The 18408-nt window shown below is 72.8% G+C and carries 17 protein-coding genes; 6 read left to right on the plus strand and 11 right to left on the minus strand.

The features are described 5' to 3' along the window. Positions 1–729: 729 nt before the first annotated feature. Both ACZ6NC_RS30155 and ACZ6NC_RS30160 read left to right on the plus strand, forming a co-directional pair. Positions 730–1470, plus strand: a complete 741-nt coding sequence (locus ACZ6NC_RS30155) for an RNA polymerase sigma factor (protein WP_465737078.1) — start codon at positions 730–732, stop codon at positions 1468–1470. Between the two features lie 28 nt (positions 1471–1498). Further along, positions 1499–1675 carry a hypothetical protein gene (locus ACZ6NC_RS30160; RefSeq protein ID WP_465737002.1) on the plus strand — a complete coding sequence of 59 codons (177 nt, stop codon included), beginning with the start codon at positions 1499–1501 and terminating at the stop codon, positions 1673–1675. A 66-nt stretch (positions 1676–1741) separates the two neighbouring features. On the opposite strand, the gene ACZ6NC_RS30165 is transcribed toward ACZ6NC_RS30160, so the two are convergent. The 8 genes from ACZ6NC_RS30165 to ACZ6NC_RS30200 all read right to left on the minus strand — a co-directional run bounded on the left by ACZ6NC_RS30165 (position 1742) and on the right by ACZ6NC_RS30200 (position 11058). Then, positions 1742–2935, minus strand: coding sequence for a M6 family metalloprotease domain-containing protein (locus tag ACZ6NC_RS30165; protein WP_465737003.1), 1194 nt, complete (start codon positions 2933–2935; stop codon positions 1742–1744). A gap of 160 nt (positions 2936–3095) precedes the next feature. Then, entirely contained in the window at positions 3096–4316 is a 1221-nt protein-coding gene (locus ACZ6NC_RS30170; RefSeq protein ID WP_465737004.1) for a M6 family metalloprotease domain-containing protein, read from the minus strand. 22 nt (positions 4317–4338) lie between these two features. After that, the gene (locus ACZ6NC_RS30175; RefSeq protein ID WP_465737079.1) at positions 4339–5613 is read right to left on the minus strand and encodes an alpha/beta fold hydrolase; all 1275 of its coding nucleotides are present in this window, start codon (positions 5611–5613) and stop codon (positions 4339–4341) included. 2 nt (positions 5614–5615) lie between these two features. Next, complete coding sequence (locus ACZ6NC_RS30180) at positions 5616–6629, minus strand: ABC transporter ATP-binding protein (protein ID WP_465737005.1); 1014 nt, start codon at positions 6627–6629, stop codon at positions 5616–5618. Further along, positions 6626–7441, minus strand: coding sequence for an ABC transporter ATP-binding protein (locus ACZ6NC_RS30185; protein WP_465737006.1), 816 nt, complete (start codon positions 7439–7441; stop codon positions 6626–6628). Before ACZ6NC_RS30185 ends, ACZ6NC_RS30180 begins: the two co-directional genes overlap by 4 nt. After that, positions 7438–8430 (minus strand): ABC transporter permease, encoded by a 993-nt coding sequence (locus ACZ6NC_RS30190; RefSeq protein WP_465737007.1) that lies wholly within the window; start codon positions 8428–8430, stop codon positions 7438–7440. The genes ACZ6NC_RS30185 and ACZ6NC_RS30190 overlap by 4 nt, the downstream gene beginning before the upstream one ends. Further along, positions 8427–9308 carry an ABC transporter permease gene (locus tag ACZ6NC_RS30195; RefSeq protein ID WP_465737008.1) on the minus strand — a complete coding sequence of 294 codons (882 nt, stop codon included), beginning with the start codon at positions 9306–9308 and terminating at the stop codon, positions 8427–8429. Before ACZ6NC_RS30195 ends, ACZ6NC_RS30190 begins: the two co-directional genes overlap by 4 nt. Before the next feature lie 64 nt (positions 9309–9372). Continuing rightward, on the minus strand, positions 9373–11058 hold the full coding sequence (locus tag ACZ6NC_RS30200; RefSeq protein ID WP_465737009.1) for an ABC transporter substrate-binding protein: 1686 nt from the start codon (positions 11056–11058) through the stop codon (positions 9373–9375). 98 nt (positions 11059–11156) lie between these two features. Here ACZ6NC_RS30200 and ACZ6NC_RS30205 point away from each other — a divergent pair, with 98 nt between their 5' ends. Then, the gene (locus ACZ6NC_RS30205; RefSeq protein WP_465737010.1) at positions 11157–12128 is read left to right on the plus strand and encodes a LysR family transcriptional regulator; all 972 of its coding nucleotides are present in this window, start codon (positions 11157–11159) and stop codon (positions 12126–12128) included. Positions 12129–12216: 88 nt separating this feature from the next. Here ACZ6NC_RS30205 and ACZ6NC_RS30210 read toward each other — a convergent pair whose 3' ends face one another. The 3 genes from ACZ6NC_RS30210 to ACZ6NC_RS30220 form a co-directional block, all read right to left on the minus strand. Continuing rightward, positions 12217–14070 carry a peroxidase family protein gene (locus ACZ6NC_RS30210; RefSeq protein WP_465737011.1) on the minus strand — a complete coding sequence of 618 codons (1854 nt, stop codon included), beginning with the start codon at positions 14068–14070 and terminating at the stop codon, positions 12217–12219. A 482-nt stretch (positions 14071–14552) separates the two neighbouring features. Next, positions 14553–14918 (minus strand): hypothetical protein, encoded by a 366-nt coding sequence (locus ACZ6NC_RS30215; protein WP_465737012.1) that lies wholly within the window; start codon positions 14916–14918, stop codon positions 14553–14555. Further along, complete coding sequence (locus tag ACZ6NC_RS30220) at positions 14915–15436, minus strand: nucleoside-triphosphatase (RefSeq protein ID WP_465737013.1); 522 nt, start codon at positions 15434–15436, stop codon at positions 14915–14917. Before ACZ6NC_RS30220 ends, ACZ6NC_RS30215 begins: the two co-directional genes overlap by 4 nt. A gap of 167 nt (positions 15437–15603) precedes the next feature. Between ACZ6NC_RS30220 and ACZ6NC_RS30225 the strand changes: the two genes are divergently transcribed. From ACZ6NC_RS30225 to ACZ6NC_RS30235, 3 genes are all read left to right on the plus strand, one after another. Continuing rightward, positions 15604–16047, plus strand: a complete 444-nt coding sequence (locus tag ACZ6NC_RS30225; protein WP_465737014.1) for an archease — start codon at positions 15604–15606, stop codon at positions 16045–16047. Positions 16048–16163: 116 nt separating this feature from the next. Beyond that, a complete protein-coding gene (locus ACZ6NC_RS30230; RefSeq protein WP_465737015.1) occupies positions 16164–17588 on the plus strand; it encodes an RtcB family protein in 1425 nt (474 codons plus the stop codon). 514 nt (positions 17589–18102) lie between these two features. Continuing rightward, entirely contained in the window at positions 18103–18366 is a 264-nt protein-coding gene (locus ACZ6NC_RS30235; protein ID WP_465737016.1) for a hypothetical protein, read from the plus strand. Positions 18367–18408 lie beyond the last annotated feature (42 nt).

The following is an 18408-nucleotide window of genomic DNA, read 5'->3' on the forward strand; positions in this document are numbered from 1 at the left end:
CCACGGAGACTCCCGCGGGCCCATGCCCGCGGGAGTCTCCGTGGCGTCGCCACCGCCGTCGCAGTTCGACAGGGGGCCGTCCGACAGCGTGAGTGTCCGCACCCGTCGCGTTGACGACCGGCGTGCCGAACACGCCCTCCTGGAGCGCCTCCTGGCGGTGCGACGGGTACCGGTGGCGAGTGCCGCTCGTCCGTCACGGTGTCATCGGTTGTGCCGCGCTACCGATTCGGAACATATCAAACCCGAATCGGCATTTCTGTTACGCCCGCGGCGCCGGACGTGAGCCCGGGACTGACGGGACAGTGGGGTCTGCGCAGACGCGGGCCGCCGAGCGAACCGGCGCCCGCGCGTACCGCCCGACGGGCGCCGCTCGCTATTCGGTTTGGGAATGGGCGGGCGGGTGGCGGGCCTGGAGACGATTGCCCGAACCGCCGTCCGGCTGGTGTGCTGTGGACCACCCTCCACCGCCTCCCGACGGCACGGCAGCCGTGCGTCACCGGTGTCGTCCAGCCCGGGCAGGCCGAGGGCAACAACAGACGTCACGCCCCCCGCGACCGGGCGCCCCCGCGCCCGTCCACCCAAGAGCCGCCAGGTGCAGCGCCGCGCCTGCCCCGCTTCGCAGACAACCGAGCAACGCCCGATTTCCCCGGCCCCGCGCAGCCGCCGTACCCCTGGTTCGCGCGACCTGCCCGTCACGGGGCAACCAGACCTGAGGAGGCCACATTGACCGTGCGTTCCGAACACCACGGACTGGGTCTGAGCACCTTGAGCGACGTCGAGCTCTCCGCGGTCCTTCCCGCCGCGACCGCCACCGACACCTCCCGTGTCGGAGAAGTGATGGCCGAGGTCTTCACCCGCCACCACGGCGCGGTGCTGGCCTACGCGCGCGGCTACTGCCGTGACCCGCAGACCGCACAGGACCTCGCCGCCGAGGCCTACGCCCGTACGTACATGTCGGTGGCCCGTGGCCACGGACCGCGCCACGCCTGGCGCCCCTACCTGATGGCCTGCGTCCGCCGCACCGCGATGGAGTGGAGCCGGCACCTCACCCGTCGCGTGCTGCTGCCGGAGGACTTCGAGACCTGGGTCGAACAGCTCGCCGGGGACGCGGAGACCGAGGCCGCGCTGCTCGCCACCGAGGAGAACGCCCTGGTCGCCAAGGCCTACCGCTCCCTTCCCGAGCGGTGGCAGGCGCTCCTGTGGCTCACCGTCGTGGAGGGGGAGTCGGCGGCCGCCGTCGCGGAACGGATGGGGATGACACCGAGCGGCGTGCGCTCGCTCGCCGCGCGGGCCCGCGAGGGACTGCGCGAGGCCTACCTGCGCGAGGACGTGGACGAGGCGGTCGAGCCGACGTGCCGCCACTTCACCGCCCGGTTGGCCGAGGTCATCCGGCGGCCCCGCCGGCGGATCAAGGACTCGGGACGCTGCGTAGTCGATCCAAGCCGAGTTGAGGGGCCCGCGTGCCGGTGAGATGGGGGTCCGACTGACGGACCACGTGATGAGCATCGAGGAGAAGGTCTACGAGGGTTGGAACAGCAACGGCGGCTGGAACAACATCACCCCGTTCGGGGAGGAGGGCGAGTCGAAGCTGTCCGTGGTGCGCAAGCCCCTCGCGGACGGCGACACCGCCGACTCGACGCCCTGCGGCGTCATGGTCGAGTCCGTCCTGCGGTAGCCGGCCGCACGGCCTTCCCGACCGGGCGTGACCCGCGCGGCAGGCCCTGCCCGGGTGCGCGGGGGATCACCAACTGCTGATCTGGACGGTGTCCCCGTAGTCGCCGCCCTGGCGGACGGAGATCTGGACGCGGGCGGACCAGTCGGTGAAGCTCTGGCCCGGGCGGTGGGCCGCCATGTCGAGCGGGGTGCACCCCGGTGGCGGCGTGGCGCCCGGGTTGCCGTTGATCACCCGGACCGGGCCGTCGCCGGTCCGGACGGAGGTGTCGACGCGGTAGATCAGCACGCCGGTCGAGCAGGGGTCCGGGTCGCTGTAGGCGGCCCGGCGGGACTCGACGACGTACGCGGTGGTGGCACTGGTGCGGATCACCCCGATCTTGGTGCCGCCGATGTACTCCACCGCCGTGAGATCGACGTTGGTCCAGCCGGGGCCGGGGAGGCAGGCGATCTGGCTGTCGTCGATCCAGCCCAGCTTCCACAGCTCCCAGCCCAGGTACTGCGGTGCCCGGCCGCCGACCTTGCCCATCAGGTCCCAGCCGCCGACGTAGGCGTGCTGGTCGGTGCCGGTGAAGGCGTAGAGGTCGGGCAGGCCGAAGGTGTGGCCGGTCTCGTGGTCGGCGATCTTCGGGCCCCAGTACCACATGTCCTGACCGAAGGTCACCGCCCACTTGATGCGGGTGCCGCCCACGGTCACTCCCGCGGTGGAGGGGTCGTAGACGTAGGTGGGCGTGAAGCTGATCGCCGAGGCGGACTTCGGCGGGACGACGTACACCAGGTCGTACCGGGAGAAGTCGGTGTACGGCGCGGCGGCCTGCACGGCGTCGCGCACGTACGCCTCGTGCTGCTCGAAGCCGATGCCGCGCTGGAAGCCGTACGAGGTGGAGGGCTGCGGCATGCGCAGCCAGCGGTCCAGTGGGCTGATGGCCAGCCAGGTGCGGCCGTAGGAGGCCTGCCACATCCAGTCTGCGGCGGGGGTGAGCTGGGCGGTGTAGGGCTGGGTGGGGCCGTCGGCGGGGGCGTCGGGGAAGTCGACGAAGAGCGTGAGCACGCGCTTGGTGCCGAGCGGCTGCTGGAAGCGGACGCGGTCGGTGCCGTGGCCCTCGTCGGTCCAGCCGGTGGTGCCGGCGAGGGCGCAGGCGGAGGCCGGGGCCGGGAGGGTGGCGGCGACGGCCGGGCGGGCGGGGGCGACGAGCAGGACGAGCGCGCCGACGACGGCGAGCAGAGCGGCCTGGGGGCGGAGCGTCCTGGTGGAGGCTCGCAAGGGGGATCTCAAGAGGGCTCGCACAGTGGTGTTCCTCCTGGGGGCGAGGACGGTGAGGGGGAGGGCCCGGCCGGGGAGCGGAGAGCCCCCGTCGGACCTGGGTCGCACTGTGCGGACGCGGGTGGTAGGGCACCCGGACGGCGGCCCGCACGGCGCGGGCTCAGGGTGTGTCGGAGGAGCGGGCGGTCAGCCCGGTCCGGGTGACCGTCACGGTGTCGGAGAGCGGGTCCTGGTGGCCGACCTCGATCCGGACGCCGGTGGCGGGGTCGGTGAAGGACTCGCCGGCCCGGTAGGCCGCCATGTCGAGCGGCCGGCACCCCGGGGGCGGCGTGGCCTCCGGGTGGCCGTTGATCACCCGGACCGGGCCGTCGCCGGTCCGGACGGAGGTGTCGACGCGGTAGATCAGCACGCCGGACGAGCACGCGGACGCGTCGCCGCCGACGGCGCGGCGGGACTCGGCGACGTACGCGGTGGTCTCGCCGGTGCGGACCACCGCGATCTTGGTGCCGCCGGGGCGTTCGATCGCCCGCAGGTGGACCGTACGGCTGCCGGTGGTGGGCAGGCAGGCGACCTGGCGGTCGTCGATCCACCCCAGCTTCCAGCGCTCCCAGCCGAGATGCTGCGGTGCCGGACCGGAGATGAGGCCCATCACGTCCCAGCCGCCGACGTAGCGGTGGGCGTCGGTGCCGTCGAAGGCGTACAGGTCGGGCAGGCCGAAGGTGTGCGAGGTCTCGTGGGCGGCGACCTTGGGGCCCCAGCGGTACATGTCCTGGCCGAAGGTGACCGCCCATTTGATCCGCTTGCCGCCCGCCACGATGCCGGGGGCGGCCGGGTCGTACAGGTAGGTGGGGGAGAAGGTGATGGCGGAGGCTGATCTGGTCGGGACGATGTAGAGCAGGTCGTACCGGGAGAAGTCGACGTCCGGGCCGGCGGCCTCGACGGCCTGGCGCACGTACGCCTCGTGCTGTTCGAAGCTGATGCCGCGCTGGAAGCCGTAGGAGCCGGAATCCTGCGGCAGGTGGAGCCAGCGGTTGAGCGGGGTGATGGCGAGGCGGGTGCGGCCGTAGGATTCCTGCCCCATCCAGTCGGCGGCCGGGGCGAGTTGCCGGTAGTAGTCGCCGAGTTCGCCGGTGGCCGGGGCGTCGGGGAAGTCGACGAAGAGCATCAGCACGTGCTTGGTTCCGAGCGGCTGCTGGAACTGCGTGCGGTCGGTGTCGTGGCCCTCGTCGGTCCAGCCGGTTCGGCCGGGCAGGGCGCAGGCGGCGGCGGAAGCGGTGGGGGCCGACGCGGTGGGGGCGGACGCGCCGGGGGAGGGGGACGCGGCGGCGACCAGCGGGAGGGCCAGCGCCAGGGCACCGGCGAGGAGGCGGGGGTTCAACACGGTTCTCCCATCGAGGGTTTGCTCAGGCCCGGCCGGAGGCCAGGTCCATCAGACGCGCGAGGACCCGCCCACCGGAGGCGGTCACACCGTCGTGCTCCCACTCGTTGGTGACCCAGGCGCGCAGGCCGCCGACCGCGCGGGCGGTGCGCAGGGACAGGCCGGCGTCCACGTACATGTCGTCGTGGTAGACGGCGGCGGCCACCGGGACCCGGTTGGCGGCGAGCCGGGCCGGGTCGTACAGCTCGGGCCAGTCGGTGCGTGCGGCGAGCAGGTCGGCGGCCTCGGCGAACGGGCGCAGGCCGGCGACCTCCCGGAACATCCAGGGGTAGATCATCTCGCCGGTGAGCATGAGCGGGTCGGCATCCTCGGCGAAAGCGGGGTGGGCGGCCAGGGCGCGTTCGGCGGCCCAGCCGGTGACGGTGCCGCCGCGGCCGTAGATGGACTCCTGGAGGACGGCGAAGAGCGGGTTGTCGGTGAAGGAGGTCAGCTGCATGACCTGCTGGAGGAAGGTGGCGGTGGGGGCGCCGTCGGCGCCGAGGGCTTCGTCGAGCAGCCAGTGCAGGCGGGCGGAGCCGTCGCCCATGCCGAGCATGAGGCCGAGGGTGCGCAGGCGGCGTGCGGTGAGCCGGTCGCCGTCCGGGAGGTGGACCGGGTGGCGGTCGAGCAGGTCCGCGAGGTGTCGCAGCAGCGGGCGGTCGCCGGGGTGGCGGAGGTAGTGGGAGGTGAGCCGCTCGCGAACCCGGGGATAGGTGGCGGCGTACACGTCGTCGGCGGTGGCGTCGAGGCCCGGCAGGCCGCCCGTGATGTAGCAGGCGCGCAGGCCCGCGGGCGCGAAGGAGAGGTAGCTGAGGGTGACGAAGCCGCCGTAGCTCTGGCCGAGCGTCTCCCACGGTTGGTCGCCGCACAGTTGACGTCTGATCAGTTCGGCGTCGGCGACGATCGAGTCGGCCCGGTGCAGCGCCAGGTGATCGGCCAGGCGGCGGGCCGGGCCGAGGCCGGTCGCCGCGCGGGCGGTGACGGGGGTGGAGCGGCCGGTGCCGCGCTGGTCGAGCAGCAGTACCCGATGGGTCTTCAGGGCGTGGTCGAGCCAGCCCCCGGTGTTCACCGGGCGCGGTGACTTCCCTCCCGGCCCGCCCTGGAGGTAGAGCAGCCAGGGCAGTTGGTCCCCGGCGCGAACCGGGTCGGCCAGCTCGCGGGCGAAGACCTCGATGGTTGCGCCGCCGGGGTCGGCGTGGTCGAGGGGGACGGTGAAGGCGTGGTCGGTCACCGCGAGCCCGGGCAGGCGGTGTCTGGTCAGGATCACTGTGGCGACTCCGGGTGGTGACAGGCGACTTGGTGGCCCGGCGCGATCTCCCGCAGTGCGGGTCGCTCGGCGGCGCAGCGGTCGTCGGCCTTCGGGCAGCGGGTGCGGAAGCGGCAGCCGCTGGGCGGGTTCAGCGGGCTGGGCAGGTCGCCGCGGAGCACGATGCGCTCGCGGCCGCGCTCGGCGTCCGGGTCGGGCAGCGGTACGGCGGACAGCAGGGCGCGGGTGTAGGGGTGGGCCGGCGTGGCGAACAGGGTGTCGCGGTCGGCGGTCTCGACGACGGACCCGAGGTACATGACGGCGATCCGGGTGCTGATCTGCCGGACGGCGCCGAGGTCGTGGGCGATGAAGAGGTAGGCGAGACCGTACTCGTCCTGGAGGTCCTTGAGCAGGTTGAGGATCTGGGCCTGCACCGAGACGTCGAGGGCGGAGACCGGCTCGTCGCACACCACCAGCTTCGGCCGCAGGGCCAACGCACGGGCGATGCCGATGCGTTGGGCCTGGCCGCCGGAGAACTCGTGCGGGTGGCGGTCGGCGTGTTCGGCCTTCAGCCCGACCCGTTCCAGCAGCCGCTCCACCGGCTCGTCGGGTGCCAGCCCCTGGTAGGCGAAGGGCGAGGCGAGGATCCGGCGGACGCTCTGGCGGGGGTTGAGCGAGGAGAGCGGGTCCTGGAAGACCATCTGGAGTTCGCGGCGGACCGGGCGCAGCCGGCTTTCGTCGAGGTCGGCGAGGTCCTGCCCGGCGAATCGGATGGTGCCGGAGGTCGGCCGCTCCAGCCGGGTGAGCAGGCGGGCCACGGTGGACTTGCCGCAGCCGGACTCGCCGACCAGGCCGAGGGTCTCGCCCGGGCCGACCCGCAGCGAGACGTCGTCGACGGCGGTGACGTGTCCGGCGAGGCGCCGGGTGAGGCCGTGCCGGACGGGGAAGCGCTTGACGAGGCCGCGGGTTTCGAGCAGGGGCGTTTCGTGCGAGGGGGTGTCCGGCAGGGGGGTTTGCGGCGGGTGGCTCATGAGTTCGCCTCCAGGGTGGGCAGCCGGTGGGGCAGCGGCCCGTCGACGCGCGGCACGCAGGCGAGCAGGCCCCGGGTGTAGGCCTCCTGCGGCCGGTGGAAGACGTCGTGGACGGTGCCGCGTTCGACCGCGCGGCCGTCGTGCATCACGACGACCTGGTCGGCGAGTCCGGCGACCACGCCCATGTCGTGGGTGATCAGCATGATCGCGGTGCCGGCCTCCTGGCGCAGTTCGCGCAGCAGGTCGAGGATCTGGGCCTGGACGGTGACGTCGAGCGCGGTGGTCGGCTCGTCGGCGATCAGCAGGTCCGGCTCCAGGCACAGCGCCATCGCGATCATCACCCGCTGGCGCATCCCGCCGGAGAACTCGTGCGGGTAGGAGCGGGCGCGCCGTTCGGGCTCGGGGATGCCGACGCGCTCCAGCATCCGGACGGCGACCCGGTGGGCCGCCTTCCGCCCGGCCCGGTGGTGGGCCCGGTAGGCCTCGGCGATCTGGAAGGCGACAGGGTAGTACGGGTTGAGGCAGGACAGCGGGTCCTGGAAGACCATGGCGATCCGGTTGCCGCGCAGGCGGCGCAGGGAACGCTGGTCCATGCCCGTCAACTCGCGTCCGTCGAAGTGGATTTCGGCGTTGACCCGGGCATCGCGGGGCAGCAGCCCGAGCACGGCGAGGCTGGTGACGGACTTGCCGCTGCCGGACTCCCCGACCACGCCGAGCACCTGCCCGGCGGCGAGGTCGAGGTCGAGTCCGTCGACGGCACGGACACCGGAGGCGAAGTCGACCGTCAGGTCTCGTACGGTGAGGAGAGTCATCCGACGGCCCTCACTCTCGGGTCGAGCACGGCGTAGACGAGGTCGACCATCAGGTTGGCCAGCACCACGAATCCGGCGGCGAACAGCGTCACGCCGAGGATCACCGGCTGGTCGGCGCCCGCGATGGCGTCGGCGGCGAGCTTGCCGACGCCGGGCAGGCCGAACACCGACTCGGTGATGAGCGCACCGCCGAGCAGGGCGCCGAGGTCCATGCCGAAGATCGTCACGATCGGCATCAGCGCGGGCCGCAGCGCATGGCGCCGTACCACGGTGACCTCGGCCAGGCCCTTGGCACGCGCCGTGCGGACGTAGTTCTGGCCGAGGCTCTCCAGCATCTCGCTGCGGGTGACCCGGGCGTACACGCCGGCGTAGAGCATGGCCAGGGTGATCCAGGGCATCACCATCGACTGCGCCCAGCCGGCCGGGTCCTCGGTGAGTGGGACGGCCGTCGGGTAGGGCAGCAGGTTCAGCTTCACCACCAGCAGGTACTGGAGCACCAGCGCGGTGAAGTAGACGGGCAGCGAGACCCCGCCGAGGGCGGCCGTCATCGCGGCGCGGTCCCAGAGGCTGCCGCGTCGCAGCGCGGACACCACGCCCGCCGCCACGCCGACGGCCAGCCACAGCAGGGCCGCGCCGACGGCGATGGAAACGCTGACGGGCAGCCGGCTGGTCAGCATCCGCCAGACCGGCTGGTTCGTCTGGAAGCTGAAGCCCAGGCAGGGGAACGGGCACTGGACGGCCTGCGCGCCGTCGCCGTAGCTGCGGCCGGTGACGATGCCGCCGAGGTAGTCCCCGAACTGGGCGAGCGGGGAGCGGTCCAGGCCGAGGGTGGCGCGGATCCCGGCGAGCCGTTCGGGGCTGCAGGCCTTGCCGCAGGCGCCCTGGGCCGGATCGGCGGGCATCAGGTAGAAGATCGCGAAGGTGATGGCGCAGATCACCAGCAGGACGAGTGCGGTGACGGCCAGTCTTCGCAGCAGGTAGAGGATCATCGTGGTGTGCTCCGGGGGTCGAGCGTGTCGCGCACGGCGTCGCCCAGCACGTTGAACGCGAGCACGGTGACGAACAGAAGGACGCCGGGGATGAGGAAGTAGGCCGGGTCGGCGGCGTACCAGGGCACGGCGGTGGCGATCATCTGCCCCCAGGAGGGCGTCGGTGCTTGTACGCCCACGCCGAGGAAGGAGAGTCCGGCCTCGGTGGCGACGCAGGCCGGGATCGACATCGTCGCCACCACCAGCACCGGTCCGGTCAGGTTGGGCAGCACCTCGCGCAGCAGCAGGGTCCGCCGGGACGCGCCGAGCACCCGGGCCGCCGCCACGAACTCGCCGCGGGCGAGCACCATCGCCTGCCCGCGCACGATCCGCCCCACGTACGGCCAGCCGAAGAACCCGAGCACCACGACCAGCAGCAGCCGGCGGTCGGCACCGGGCGCGGCCGAGATCAGCGCGATCATGAAGATCAGGCTGGGGAAGGACATCAGCAGGTCCATCAGCCGGCCGATGACGGTGTCGGTCCAACCGCCGAGGAAGCCGGCGAGCAGGCCGAGTGAGGTGCCGAGGACCAGGGACACGGTGGTGGCCAGGACGGCGATCAGCAGGGAGACCCGCGCGCCGTACACCACCCGGGCGAGCACGTCCCGGCCGTTGACGGGCTCCACGCCCAGCCAGTGCTCGGTGCTGATCCCGCCCGCGGCCCCGCGTGGCAGTCCGCCGAGCGCCGGGTCCACCGCCTCGCCGTGGAAGGCCGTCGGGGAGCTGCCGGCCAGCCAGCTGATCAGCGGGGCGGCGAGTGCGGTGAGCACCAGCAGGGCAACCGCGGTCAGCGCCAGCGCCGCCGAGCGCTGGGCCAGCAGCTTGCGCAGGACGCTCATGCGCCCTCCTCGCTTCGCTCGGTGGTCGCTTCGCGCAACGCGCACCTCTCGATTGTTCGCTCGCTCACTTCCGCAGCCCCAGCGAGACGAGGTCGAGCCGGCCGACGAAGGCGGTGTGCCCGTACGCGCCGGCCACGTTCGGTCCGACCAGGACGGCGGCCCGGTCCCAGAGGAAGGGGACGACGGGGGCGTCCCGCATGATGCGCTTGGCGAGCTCGCCGTACGCGCTCTGCGCGGCGGCCGGGTCGCCCACGGCCGCGATCTCGTCCAGCCGGGCGTCGACGTCGGGGGAGTCGTACTGGGCGCGGTTGTTGTTGCCCTCGGGGGTGATCAGCCGGCCGTCGAACAGGATCGGCAGGTAGGTGGAGGCGCCCGGCCAGTCCGGGGTCCAGCCGTCGATCACCAGGTCGTGCTGCCGGGCGGGGCTGCCGACCGTGCTGTAGAAGGCCGAGGAGCTGATCTCGTTGATCTTCACGGTGATGCCGGCCCGGGCGAGCGAGGCCTGCACCGCCTCGCCCTGTGCCTTGCCGCCGGCGGTCGCCGGGGTGTCGAGGGTGAGCTCCAGTCCGGAGGCGTGACCGGCCTCGGCGAGCAGGGCCTTGGCCTTGTCCGGGTCGCCCTTGCCGTCCTTGCTCGGGTACGGGTCCTCGGGGGCGGCGCCGAGCAGGGTGGGGGGCAGCAAAGTGGTGGCGAGGTCTCCCGCGATCGGGCCGCCGCGGGTGGTGCGCAGGGCGTCCTTGTCGAGCGCGTACGCGATGGCCTGCCGCACCCGGACGTCGTCCAGCGGCTGGCGCCTGGTGTTGATGCTGAGGAAGCGGGTGTTGATGGACTCGCCGGTGACCAGGCGCTTCTTTAGCTGCGGGTCGTTCATCACCCGTCCCACCGAGGCCGGACCGATCGGCTCCAGCGCGACGGCGTCGGCGTCCTCGCCCTGACCGGCGATCAGCCGCTGGTCGACCACCGCCGGGTCGAGGTTGAGGTCGATGACGACCTTGTCCGGCAGGCCCTTGCGGACGCTGTCGGTGGCCCGGTCCCACGCGGGGTTGCGGACCAGGGTGAGCCGCTTCTTGGGCTCGAAGGAGTCGATCCGGTACGGGCCGGAGGAGAACGGGCGGTTGTCGTAGCCCACGCCGGTGTCCTTGTCCTGCGGCACCGGGGCGAACATCGGCAGCGACACGGCGGAACCGAAGTCGGCCACCGGACGGTTGAGCCGGAAGACGATGGTCCGCTCGTCCGGGGTCTCGATCGACGCGAGCCCGGCCGGGTCCTTGTACGGCCCCTTGTACGTTTCGCCGCCCGCCAGCCAGAGCCGGCCGTACGGCGGGCCCTCGGGCAGCTCGGCGGCGAAGGTGCGCTCGACACCGTACTTGACGTCCTTGCTGGTGACGGGCCGGCCGTCCTCGAACTTCACGCCCTCCTTGAGGGTGAAGGTCCAGGTCCGCGCGCCGTCGGCGGGGCGCCCGGTGTCGGTGGCCAGGTCCGGGACGATCTGCCCGCCGGCCTGCCCGGGGGCGGGGGCGAACGTGGTGAGCGTCCGGTAGACCAGCCGGCCCACGTCCTGGGTGGAGGTGACGTAGGCGCGGGCCGGGTCCAGGTGCTCCAGGTCGATGCTGGAAAGGACGTGCAGGGTCCCGCCCGGCGCCGGGGCGGCGTCCGTGGCCGCACCGCTGCCGTCCGGCCCACCACAGGCGGCCGCCGACAGCAGTCCGAGGGCCGCGGTCAGGGCGCATGCGGCTCTTCGTGTCCTCATTTGTCCCTCTTCTGTGCGATATGACATTTCACATGTGGGACAAGATTGGGCCGCCCGGACCCCTTTCGGCAGCTCTCAGCTGCCCATAACATCCGCTTATGGAGCTTGAGATACGGCATCTACGGATGATCTGCGCCATCGCCGAGACCGGCAGCCTCACCCGGGCCGCCGCCTCGCTCCGGCTCACCCAGCCGGGCCTCAGCGCCCAACTGCGTCGGATCGAGAGCATGTTGGGCGGCCCGCTGTTCGACCGCCGACCCACCGGCGCCGTCCCGACCGCCTTCGGCGAGACCGTGCTCACCCGCGCCCGCGCCGTCCTCCCCACCGTCGACGAGCTGCTGAACGCCTCCACCCTGGCCGCCCGCACCGGCAGCCCGACACCCCGCTTCCGGCTCGGGTCCGTCAATGCCCCGCTGCTCGGCGGGCTGATAACCGCGCTGCGCACCCACCGCCCCGAGGCGCGGATCGCCTCCCGCGCCCAGGGCTCGTCCGTTCCCCTGATCGACGACCTCGCGCACGGGCGCCTCGACGCCGCCGTGGTCGGCGACTGCCCCGGCTACGAGCTGCCCGCGCGGCCGGGTGTGGTCCTGCGGCCGGTGGTCACCGAGCCCGTGTTCGTCGCCCTGCCGGCCGGCCACCGCCTCGCCGCCCGGCCGGAGGTCCACCTGGGTGAACTGGAGGACGAGGACTGGGTCTCACCGCGCCCGGACGACGACCGGGTCCGCGAGTACTGGTCCACCACCTTCCACGCGACCGGCCACCGGATGCGCACCGTCCACGAGGCGGAGGGGCGGCTGCTGCTCGAACTGGTCCGCAGCGGGCACGCGGTGAGCCTGTGCCAGGCCACCTTCGAGGAGGTGCCGGGCATCGCCGTACGGCCCATCGCCGGCGACCCGCTCTGGTACCGGCACCTGATCGCCTGGCACCGGGCCGGTCAGCTCGCCGCCCTGGGCACGGAGCTCGTCGAGCACGCGCGCGCGGCCCACCGGGTCGCGGCCGAGCGCAGCTCGGCGTACCAGCGGTGGCTCCGCGCCGCCGGGGACCGATGCACGGCGGCGGCCACAGGCTGACCTCGCCCGAGGTCGAACACCACGGCGACGGGCGCGCGGTCGCTCCGGCGCTCGCGTTCGGCCGGGGCTCCGGCTGCCGGCACTCAGGTCATTCCGCCGTCCTGCGGGCGGTGTGCCACGGCACGAAGGCGTTGGCCAGGCCGGCGAGGGCCGTACGCAGCTCCGGGTGGTGGCGTAGCAGCACCGTGACCATGGAGTTGTCGTCGATCCAGGCCAGACCGGCCTTCGAGTACACCTCGGGGGTGTAGTACTCGGTGAAGAAGCGGTCGCTGTTCAGACGGCGTGACGCCATCAGGACGAAGATGCGGAACGCCGTGTCGCTGAAGGCGAACCCGGCCGGAAGCTTCTCCGCGTACATCCCGACCGTCAGGTCGACCTTCTCGATGTCGCCCTCGTAGAGCCGCTCGATCTCCTCGGCCCAGGCCGCGTTGTCCGTCAGCTCCTGGAAATCCTGGGCGGGCTTCAACCGCAGCAACCGCCGGAACTCGTTGTAGCGAGGGACACCCAGCTCCCGGCTACGCAGGATGTCGGTGGCGGCGAGGTCCTGCAGGTTCCCGTCCGGACGCCGGTACTCCTGCAGGAACCTCGGGAAGTTGTGCAGGGTGACCAGGCCCGGGTGGAGCGTGCCGAAGCTGTACAGCAGGTCGGCCGTCCTCGTGGCCCCCAGGACCTTCAGCGCGTCGGGCCCCGAGATGTCGCGGAAGGTGCACTGCCGCAGGGTGGCGTCGTCCTCGGCGGAGCGCAGGTGCCAGTCGTCGCGGACGAGCGGGTGCATGCGGTAGACGGCCACGAACTCCTCGGTGAGCGCGTACGGGATGCCGTAGTGGTCCGTCTCGCCTCCCGGGATGCCGCTGACGACCTCGCTCTCGCTGATCCGGCCGAAGAGACGGTGCACGCGCTCACCCGCGAGTCCCCACCAGTTGGCCCGCAGGGCCGCGACGGTGGTGGGGTGGCTGATCACGGCCGGCGTCCACTCCACGGTGTGGATCTTGGCGAGGAGTGCGGCATTGACGAGCCGGGCCCGTTGGAACAACTCCTCGTCGTCCCAGGACGGGTAGGCGCCGTGCAGGTGGTCGCAGATCGCGTTGTGCTCCCGGGCGAAGAGGGTCTGCATCATGGCCAGGCCCAGCCAGAAGCCGGGAGTCCGTGAAGGATCACGGGAGGGATCCGAGGCGAACGGGACCTGTCCGTTGTCCCACACGTGCAGCTTGCCCAGCTCCCCGGTGCGGAGCAGCCGCTGCTCCGCCTCGTTCGTCCCGTAGATCTGGGACGCGTCCCACCAGTGCGAGGAGACGTTGATGCGGGTGTCGGGGGTCCCGGCGGGCGCCCGGGGATCCCGGGTCGGGTCGTCCGGTGTCCGCATGATCCGCATCGGCGGCTCGGGCCACGGGTCGCCGTCCACGAGGGGGACTTCCCAGGGCCGGTCCACGGGGCTCGTGCCGTGGCTGAACCAGTCGCGGATCATGAACTGCAGCCAGGCGGCGACCAGTGAGTTCACCGACTCGGCCGGGACGAGCTCGTGACGGGTGAGCAGGGCTCGGCTGACCTCGCGCGGGTTCGGCCGGGACAGCACGGACTCGGGGGTGGCCGGGGCGATCCTGTCCAGCGGGATGTTGCGGGCGAAGCGGGTGCCCGCCATGCCCATGCGCGGATCGTCGAGATCGTTGTGGCTGCCGTCGGCGGTCCGGTTGACCTTGTGTCGCGCGGACGGGGGCGCGGGCGCGGGCGGATCGACGGAGGGCAGGTGACCGGTGTCGTGGAGGTTCCGCTGCCGCAGTCTGACCCGCAGTCCGAGGAGGGTCAGCAGGCCCGGTAAGACGGCCAGCTTGTCCCAGCCGATGCGCCGGTCGACGTACTCGGCAGTGCCGGTGACGATCCGCCAGGGAAGGGACGTGCGGTATCCGCCGCCGGTCCGCCGTGCGGTGTGCCGTCGCGTGCTCATCGTGGTTGCTCCTTGCTCCTTGCTCGGTGGACTGCCGGGGATCCTCGGGCCCGGGCCGGTACGTGCAGCGCTCCTAGCCGCTCGAAGTACCGGCGCGTGGCGGTGCCGTGCCATGAGCCGTCGCCGGTCTCCTCGGCGCCCCCGCGTCGAGCAGGAGCACCCGAATGCCCGCGGAGGTGAGGTCGACCGTCGGCGGTCGGCGGTCCGCCGTCCGCGCCCACGGCGGCGTGGTCGAAGCCCTGCCCGGCTGTGGTGTCCGAGCTCGTGGTCACTTCCGCTTCCCCGTCGCGGGGTTGGCCGGCCGGGCCGTGGGATGCGATGACGTGCCGCAGTGCCGGGTCTCACCGCGATCCCCTGACAGGGGGCGGTTCCTCTGTGGACGTTCCAATTCCACGATATGAGGATGGCTGTCCGCCCGCATGCCGGGGTGCGAGCGGCCAGGCCGGACACCTGGGAGGACGAACCTCGGACCGGCCGGTTCCTCATGGCCGTGACAGGACGAGGGCCAACGCGGTGAGCACCCCGAAGAGGGCTCCGGCGACGACCCGGCACACCGGGCGGGCCAGTCCGCACCAGGCCCGCGCAGCGCCACCCGTCACCCGGTACCAGGTGATGCCGAACGGCAGGGCGAGGAAGAACCACGACGGCGGTGCCAGCTCCCCGGGCCGTTGCGAGCCCTCGCGCGCCCACCGGCGGCACCGCTCGACGCCCCGGCCGGTCCAACCGGCGCACCGGTCGGCGCGCTCGGCCCACCGGTCGGACGCGGCCAGGAGCCCGGCCCGCCAGTCGTCGCGTCGTCGGACGATCGCGGCGCCCGCCCGGCCCCGGCGGGGCACCGCGCCGCTCACCGTCCCTCCAGTCGCGCCGCCAGCCGCTCCGGGAGGACGTCCCGGTTCGCCCGGGTCAGCTGGACCAGCTCGACGTCGGTGCGGCGCTTCAGGACGTCGGTGAAGGGGCCGTGCTGTGCGTGCACGGTGGCGACCACATCCACGTCGGCCGCGAACACGGCCCGGACGGCGTTCCGGAACGGGGAGTACGCCAGTTCCATCCGCCCGAGCTCGTCGATGAGTACGAGCGTGCCGGGCTCCAGGGGAGTCGCGAGGGAGGGCAGCGCGAGCCGTTCCATCACTCCGATGTCGACGCCGTACCGCCCGACCCGCGGAGGCCCCGGCAACCCGACCTGGGCGAGCACACCTCTCCGGCCCGCCAGCGTCTCCAACGCGAAACCGACCCGGGCGCCGCCCTCGCGGATCTCCTCCGTGGTGAAGCCGACGACCTCCCGGGTGCGCAGCAGCGCCGCCAGCCGGCGGATCGCGGTCGTCTTCCCGCTGCCGGGGCGCCCCTCCAGCAGAATCCTCGTGGGCATCACGTGCTCGGATCGGTCGTCGGCGCTCAGGCCCTGCTACCAGCCTCCCACCGGGGAGGGCGGCCGGGCCACCCGCTCCTGGTACGTGTGGGGTGGCGGACCGGCCGGGCGGCACATTCCGGGTCCCCGGGCTGCCGCCGGGCCCGTTTCGGGGGAAGACTGGTGGTGTGAGTGGAGCACCGGGCGCAGCGCCCGGCGGCACCGGCCACCGGACCGTGCCGCACACCGGGGATCTGGCTGTCGAGGCATGGGCCCCGGAGCGGGAGGAGTGCGTCGCGGAGGCGGTGCGCGGGGCGGTCGGGGGCTTCGCGGAGATCCCGCCGGGGGCGGTGCGCACCGAGCGGGAGTACGAGCTGGCCGACGACACCGACGAGCGGCTGCTGGTCTCGGCTCTGGAGGAGATGATCTTCCGGGCGGAGACGGCCGGGGAGCTGCCGGCCGAGGTGTCGGTCCGGCGCACGGGGGCGGGCGTGTGGATACGACTGACCATGGTGGACAGCGCCCTGGTCGAGCAGGTCGGCGCGGTGCCGAAGGCGGTGTCCCTGCACGGTCTGAGGATGACGAGAGAAGCGGCGGGGGGCTGGCGGTGCCACGTGACGTTGGACGTCTGACCGGCGGGCGCCCCTGGTATCGCAACGGATGAGTGGCGCCGCGGTGGATGAGCGCCACCATGGCACACGCCACCATGGCACATGAGCGTGGCAGGGCCGAGGAGGCATCGGCTGACATGGACGTCCGACTGGTGGAGGAGACCCCCTGGCGCTACCGGATCGAGCGCAGCGGCGTGATGAGGGTGCCCGGGGTGATCTTCGCCCCGCACGAGCTGCTGCCGCTCGACGAGGGCGACCGCGCACTCGAACAGGTCGCGAACGTCGCCTCACTGCCGGGCATCGTCCGGGCCTCGTACGCGATGCCGGACATCCACTGGGGCTACGGCTTCCCGATCGGCGGGGTGGCGGCCACGGAGGTCGGGGCCGGCGGCGTGGTGTCGCCGGGCGGGGTCGGATTCGACATCTCCTGCGGGGTCCGGCTGCTCACCAGCGAGCTCGACCGGGACACGGTGCGCGAGGTGCTGCCGGCGCTGATGGACCGGCTGGACCCGCTGATCCCACGCGGCCTGGGGCGGGGCTGCCTGTGGCGGCCGGCCGGGCGCCGGCAACTGGCCGACCTGCTGCGCGGCGGCGCCCGCTACCTGGTGGACATGGGGCACGGGGTGCCGCGCGACCTCGACCGCTGCGAGGACGGCGGGGCGGTGGACGACGCGGACGTGACGCACGTCGGCGACCGCGCGCTGGAGCGCGGGGCGGGCCAGGTCGGGAGCCTGGGCTCGGCCAACCACTTCCTGGAGGTCCAGGCCGTCGACCGGGTCTACGACGAAGCATGCGCCCAGGCTTTCGGTCTGCGCACCGACCAGGTCTGCGTGATGATCCACTGCGGCTCGCGCGGCCTGGGTCACCAGATCTGCACCGACCACGTCCGGCGGATGGAGCCCGTGATGCACCGCCGGGGGATCTCCGTCCCCGACCGGCAGCTGGCGTGTGCCCCGGTGGACTCCCCGGAGGCCCGGGACTACCTGGGGGCGATGGCCGCCGCGGCCAACTACGCCCGCGCCAACCGCCACCTGCTGGCCGACGCCGCCCGAGCGGCGTTCCGGGAGAACACCGGTTACGGGCTGGACCTGCTCTACGACGTGTCGCACAACCTGGCCAAGCTGGAACGCCAGGAGGTGGACGGAGAGAGCCGATTGCTCTGCGTCCACCGCAAGGGTGCCACCCGAGCCCTGCCGCCGGGCCACCCGGACCTGCCGGCCGACCTCGCCGGGGCAGGGCAGCCGGTCTTCGTCCCCGGCACCATGGGCACGGCGTCCTACGTCCTGGCGGGGTTGCCGGGGAACGAGGCGTTCGACTCCTCCTGCCACGGTGCGGGCCGGGTCTGGAGCCGCCACCGCGCCCGGCGCGAGATCGAGATCCGCCACCTGCGCGCCGAACTGGTCGCGGCCGGCGTGTCGGCCCGCCCGACCTCGTGGCGCAGCGCGACGGAGGAGGCCCCGGAGGCCTACAAGGACGTCGACGCCGTCGTCACCGCCAGTGAGCGCAACGGGCTCAGCCGCATCGTCGCCCGGCTGGTCCCGCTCGGGGTGCTGAAGGGGTGACGGGCTGAAGGGGTGACGGGCCGAAGGAACCGCTCACCCCGTCCGCCCGCCATCTCCACGGGCACTGCCAGCACGCCTTGAACCACTTGCAGCTGCACTGGGCCGCGGACGCCTCGATGCTGGGCACGAGCCGCTCCAGCAGGCCGGCGCCGATGGCCTCGAGCTTCTTGAGTACGGGGATTCCCCTCTCCTCCGGTTCGCCCGGCCCTTTCGTGGGCCAGGCCGGAACGAGGTTCATCGACTCCGGGACGCCTGGGCAACCGACCTGGCGGACCGGCACGGTGCGGATTCGCCCCACCCCCGTCCCGGGGCGAACACGCAGCTCAGCTGGGCGTTCCGGACCGTCCCGGACAACCGGGAACACCCCGGGACACCGCAGCGCAATGACGTGCGGCCACGTGCCGGTCCCCGCGCACCCTGCCTCGCGCCGGGCGAGGTAGGTCAGGCGCAGCAGCACGACAGATCGCGATGCCGCTGATGCCCGTGCAGATGAAGGCCCCGGGCGAGCACGAGCGTGGCCGGAACCGTTTGCCAGCTGCTGCTCCTCTCGGTCGGCGAGGCCGCGATGGTCGTCATTGTCGGCGCCGCCCTCGGTGTCCTGGTGACGCTGCCCCCGCTGGCGGGCATGGCCTCCGGCCTCGCGCAGGCCACCTCCGCCGACGTCGGCCTGCACCTGAGCACCGGAACCATCACCTGGGCGGTCATCGGCACCCTGCTGGCGGCGATCGCGGCCGGGGTCACGGTCACCTGGCAGACGATGCGAAGGAAGTCGGCATAACGACCAGGCGAACGCCCGCGAGGGCACATCGGCCGACCACGA

Source organism: Kitasatospora sp. NPDC041988 (assembly GCF_055588525.1).

Excerpts from the sequence above, each read along its gene's own strand:
- ACZ6NC_RS30205 (WP_465737010.1), top strand. The coding sequence starts at position 11,157 with ATGGAGCTTGAGATACGGCATCTACGGATGATCTGCGCCATCGCCGAG.
- ACZ6NC_RS30195 (WP_465737008.1), bottom strand. The coding sequence starts at position 9,308 with ATGAGCGTCCTGCGCAAGCTGCTGGCCCAGCGCTCGGCGGCGCTGGCG.
- ACZ6NC_RS30200 (WP_465737009.1), bottom strand. The coding sequence starts at position 11,058 with ATGAGGACACGAAGAGCCGCATGCGCCCTGACCGCGGCCCTCGGACTG.
- ACZ6NC_RS30230 (WP_465737015.1), top strand. The coding sequence starts at position 16,164 with ATGGACGTCCGACTGGTGGAGGAGACCCCCTGGCGCTACCGGATCGAG.
- ACZ6NC_RS30185 (WP_465737006.1), bottom strand. The coding sequence starts at position 7,441 with ATGACTCTCCTCACCGTACGAGACCTGACGGTCGACTTCGCCTCCGGT.
- ACZ6NC_RS30220 (WP_465737013.1), bottom strand. The coding sequence starts at position 15,436 with ATGCCCACGAGGATTCTGCTGGAGGGGCGCCCCGGCAGCGGGAAGACG.
- ACZ6NC_RS30160 (WP_465737002.1), top strand. The coding sequence starts at position 1,499 with ATGAGCATCGAGGAGAAGGTCTACGAGGGTTGGAACAGCAACGGCGGC.
- ACZ6NC_RS30190 (WP_465737007.1), bottom strand. The coding sequence starts at position 8,430 with ATGATCCTCTACCTGCTGCGAAGACTGGCCGTCACCGCACTCGTCCTG.
- ACZ6NC_RS30180 (WP_465737005.1), bottom strand. The coding sequence starts at position 6,629 with ATGAGCCACCCGCCGCAAACCCCCCTGCCGGACACCCCCTCGCACGAA.
- ACZ6NC_RS30210 (WP_465737011.1), bottom strand. The coding sequence starts at position 14,070 with ATGAGCACGCGACGGCACACCGCACGGCGGACCGGCGGCGGATACCGC.